The organism is Atopobacter phocae ATCC BAA-285, from assembly GCF_000526675.1.
Lineage (GTDB): Bacteria > Bacillota > Bacilli > Lactobacillales > Aerococcaceae > Atopobacter > Atopobacter phocae.
Map to the genome: position 1 here is coordinate 1 of NZ_JAGN01000063.1, position 5,001 is coordinate 5,001.

Here is a 5,001-nt window from a genome sequence, read left to right on the forward strand (position 1 = left end):
GTTCCTGGCTGTGTTTTTTCTATCACTACTTGACCCGGCGTCAATGTATCCGTTGATTTATCTGGATAAGTTACAGTCACGGTGCCATCGTCCCCGACACTGACATTATCTTTTGTAATGCCTTTACCTGGGTTAGCTTTTACGACTTCATCTATCACTTGGTCTTTTTCATCTTGTTGTATTTCAGTTATATTATCGACTGGCACTTTGACTGTCGGTGCTGGTGGCTTAATCTCTACTTTGTCCGCTGTAGTAGGTTTAACTGTTTCAGTTACTTCGTCACTCGGTAATTTATTTGGCGCTGTTTGAACAACCGTTACCTTATCCCCAGCTTTCAGTGGATCTTTAATATCAACTGACCATTTTCCATCTACGACGGTTACTTCTTGTGTTCCGTTCGTCACTGTTACTTTGACAGTTGATCCGGTCGTTCCTGTTCCAGTAATTATTATATCATCCGTATCAATTGGATTAACTGTTCCTGCTTTTGTTGTATCTTTTTGTTTAATCGTTTTACCTTTATCAATGGTATCGCTATAGCCATCTTGATATTTAATTGTAACATTACCTTTAGTGTCTACCGTTACAATCGTTTCTTGTGGTAAATCTTTATTTGTTTCTTTTACTGCATTTATAACTTCTGTTATTTCAGTTGGTGTTATTGATTCACTATCGTCTACGAGGATAATAGTTGGATCAACTAATTGAAGTCTTTTAATCATCCCAACTTCTTTAGACACTTTAACTTCTGAGAGTGTTACCGCTTCAGCTGTTATATTAATATTCGTTATAGAAGCGTCCTTATTCTTCTTACCAGTGGTAAAGCGCATCATCTTATCTTTGGAGGTTAACTTTACACGATATTTTTTATCAGTGATTAACCCTTCTAGAATAAGCTTGCCATCCGCACTAAACTCTGCTTGAGCTGCACTATAAACATTTTTACCACTCTCATTATATACTTCTACTTCTACATTTGTATTTTTTAATACTTCTTCATCAGTAGATTTTTTACCATTTGTGTTTTTATCGTCGAACAAATGAAGCGCTGCTTTTCCAACAGTTAAAGCTAATTCAATATTTTGTGCTTTTTCAGTCAAAGTAGCACTAGGGAACTCTGCTTTATAATATGGATTCCAAACAATTGTTTTACCATCCTCTAGCTTAGATACTTTATCAAGCTCTAGTTTTAATGTAATCGAGGAAATGGATAATTTATCAATATTCTTTTGATCTTTACTTTGTATTCTAATTAAATTTGCTTTAGTGAAATCTTTCGTAAATTGTTCATTAGCTAATTTTGTTGTATCTAGTTGATCACCTTCTAGTTTATCTTTGGCAACATTTGCGTAAGATACATCAAAAGTTTTTTTAAACGCCTCATCTAATACTACGCCTTTTAGATTCAGACCAAATTCAAATGCTTTATCTTGGAAATTTTTTCCCCAGTTTTGATTTAACTTTGGAATTGGAATAAATAAATCTGCCGCTTCTACTATGCTTTCAGTTGGATTAGAAATATTCAATTTTATATCCAAATCTTGTTTAACATCCGTGATTTTAAATCCTGAATTTGATGGCTTAAATTTCTTATCCGTGGATAGTTTAGCTTCTGTGGTTATATCTAACGTATCCGCTTTGGTGAAGACAATTCCAGCTTCTGTTGGTTTATTTGTTATTACCAATCTACTATCCGGCGCTAACATATATTTGTCCACTCGATGCGTATTTTCACCTACACTATCTCTTATACCATCTACAACTACAAATAATGATTGATCATACGATAAAACACGATTTGTTTTACTATCGTTTAAAACATCGACTTCAACAGTAAAATATTGATCTTTGAATCCAGAACCTTTACTTCCTAGAAATCCTACATACGAATTATCCGCTGCAACATCTTTAAATGAGAATTCATAAAGGGTTATGTCATCTACTACTTTATTTGTCCGTTGAACATCTGCAGTAAACTCTTTATTTGTTACAGGATTATAAAATTTAATATTTGACGCTTTAATATCTGTTGGTAAAGCAAGTACTACTTTATCAATTTTATCAGAAGATGCACTCCAATGTGAATCTGATCCATTATTATTTTTTATAGTATACTTAATTGTTTCTTTTTTGTTGTACTTAATAACTTTATTGCTATCTACATTAACCACAGTATCCAGCCTAGGCGTAAATATTGCAGTTGAAACAGATACCCTTTGTTTTACGCTATCCAAAGCTTTCATTTCATCAGTAGTATCAATCAAATGAACTTTAGCAACGTTAAATTGTTTGTCTGCTACTTTTTTTATCGTTCCAAAAATATCTGTATTTTTTATACGATATCTACTATATGCTTGTCTTAATACTGCATATTCATCAAAGCCGCCCAAAGATATTTTTGCACCAACAAGCGTATCTGCTTCTGAATAACCAAAATCAGTAATATCTTTATAGACTACTTGATCCCCTGAATAAGGTATGTCAAAAGTAATTGTTTTCCATGTTGGCTTCATTTTACTTTTCACTTCAATTGTTTTCAAAATATGATTGTTAGGTAATAAAGGTAATACCAAACCTTTTACATCTACAAATTCATTCTCTTCAAATTCATACACTAATGTTTTAGGGCTAATAGGGGTTTCAGTAAAATTAGTGATAATTGCTCCATAATTAAAAACAGCACCTACTCCTGTATATTTTTCGTTTGATACTTTTTCTGTTGTAATTCCATAACGCATTTCTTGTTTATACCCTGGCTTTCCAAATCCAGAGCTTAAAAACCGAAAATTTTCTCCCTCTTTAGTATCAAGGATGGTAAAACGTTTTGTAGAATTATTCATTGTAGTAAATTCACTATTTCTAAATTTTATTTTAGCGTTTTCCAATTTCACGACAGAAGTATCTTCTTTTACAATCTTTCTATCAACTGAAACTTCCACTTCAAGTCCTACATATTTTCCTGCCGCACTTTTAGATAAAGAGCCTATTACTCTTGATATACCACTCTCTCCATCAATAACTGGATCTGAAAATGTAACTGGTGAACTTGATGTTATATCCACAATTTTTACACCTTTTGGAACTACTAAATCAAACGTTATAGCTTCAGTGAAATACAAATCTTCAGAGCCATTTCCTACTCCACCACCAACGTAAAAATTAATTTTCGCTTTGTAGTCATTAAGAGTATTCGCAATAACGTCTTTTGCATGCAAACGGCTTTGTGTCGCCCATGTTCGTCCCGCTTTTCTATTATATCTATCAACATTATCTGGAATAGACAGCTTATCTAATTGAGCTTCTTTCTGATACTTTTTGCCTTCTTTATCAGCAAAAAGTTTAACCGTAATAGGTGTACTTTGCTCTACACCTGTTTCTACACCTTCAATCACTCCATCCGAAGAAATCCCAAACAATCGCGCTCTAAAATCTGCATTTAACGTTATAGGTATAATCAACTTTTGAAGATCATCTTTTAAATCATATACAACTTTTTGATTAGTTGAATAAATCTTTTCTTTATTTTTATCATCTAAATCTATATATTTTTCACCCGAGCCTGTTTTCAATTCTGATGTATACTCTGGCGTAGATATTGATGTTGTTTGTTCAGATACTGTCTCGTCTTTACTACCTGTACCAATGTCACCCGCGAATGATAAAAAGTTCCCTAATTCAATTTCAACTTTTTTATTTAAAAAGTTTTCTGGAAGGTCAACTTGAACATTAACACGTACATTTTGGCCATCTTTAGCATTTATCACGTCTGAAGATTTTAGTACTGTTCCAGCTTGATTCAAAAACTGTATCTTCATTTCTTCAGATACTGCTGGGACAGCTGAAGCTTTCATCATTTTCATCAATGGTTCTGCCACAAGTTTTTTCTCTAATTTTTGAGGCTTTGTTTCTAAAGTTTCAATTTCTAAGGAATCCACACTAGCTGGAACTTGATCAATCGATAAATGATTAATTGCATATGCTAATGCTGTTACACTTGCATCAATACTTGCTTGATCGGTTAAAGGATCATTGAAAATTTTCTCTGCTTTTACTAGTTCATTTGAGAAAAGTTGTTTACCTGCTTCAGATTTCAATGTTACATCAACTGTTTTAGCAGACTGAATTAACATTTCTAAAGCACTTTTCATTAAACTTTTTTTAGGTTCTTCTGTTATTGAAACAGTTTCAGGTGTAGCATCTACAATAGATTCTTCTGTTGCAGTTACTGATACTTCTTCTGACTCTGTAGATGCGGCTAGTGTATCTACAGTAGTTACAACTGCTGGCTCTTCTAATTCCGTAGATGCAGCTGATGTTTCAACAGAAGCTACATCTATTGTCTCTTCTGATTCCGTAGGTGCAGCTAATGTTTCAGCAGAAGTTACAGTTATTATCTCTTCATTTATATCTGAACTACTTGAAACATCAATCTGGTCTGATTGACCAGGACTTCCGGTTGCAGCAGATATCTGAATTGGTGATCCACTCATCATAAAAAATGCTGAGACTGCTACTGAAACAGCACCATATCCAGAAATTTTACGTATAGCATACCTTTGTCTTTTTTCCCCTTGTATTAAACTTTTCTCTCTTTTTGCTTTTATCATTTATTACCTCCAAATTTTTGAACTAGTGACAGAAAACGAATAATTATATCCGTTTTTTGTGCTCCCTTTTTTACATTTTTTGTTGCCATTTACTGTGGAGCAGTTATCCTAGTTTAATTCAAAAAGTAGCAAAAGTAAAGCATTTTCCTATCACATCTCAAATTTAATACATTTTTTTGTATTTTATAAAAGGTATAAAAAGACATTTTTTATTAATCGGTACAATAAATGGAATTATTAGCTTTATTAAAAACGCGAAGTAACCATACGGTTAGCTCACCTCAACATCAACCCTATTTGGTTCTATAATTTATAGGGTTGATGGCCGAAGGCCTCAACTCTATTTTTTATTTTAGGGTACAAAAAAGAACAGATCTCCTGTATATTATAAGCG

At 33.1% G+C, this 5,001-nt stretch carries 1 protein-coding gene; it reads right to left on the reverse strand.

The genetic code is table 11. The features are described from left to right. The coding region (locus L866_RS08855) for a MiiA motif-containing surface protein (protein ID WP_035446488.1) at window positions 1-4,607 on the reverse strand (4,607 nt) is incomplete at its 3' end. Window positions 4,608-5,001 lie beyond the last annotated feature (394 nt).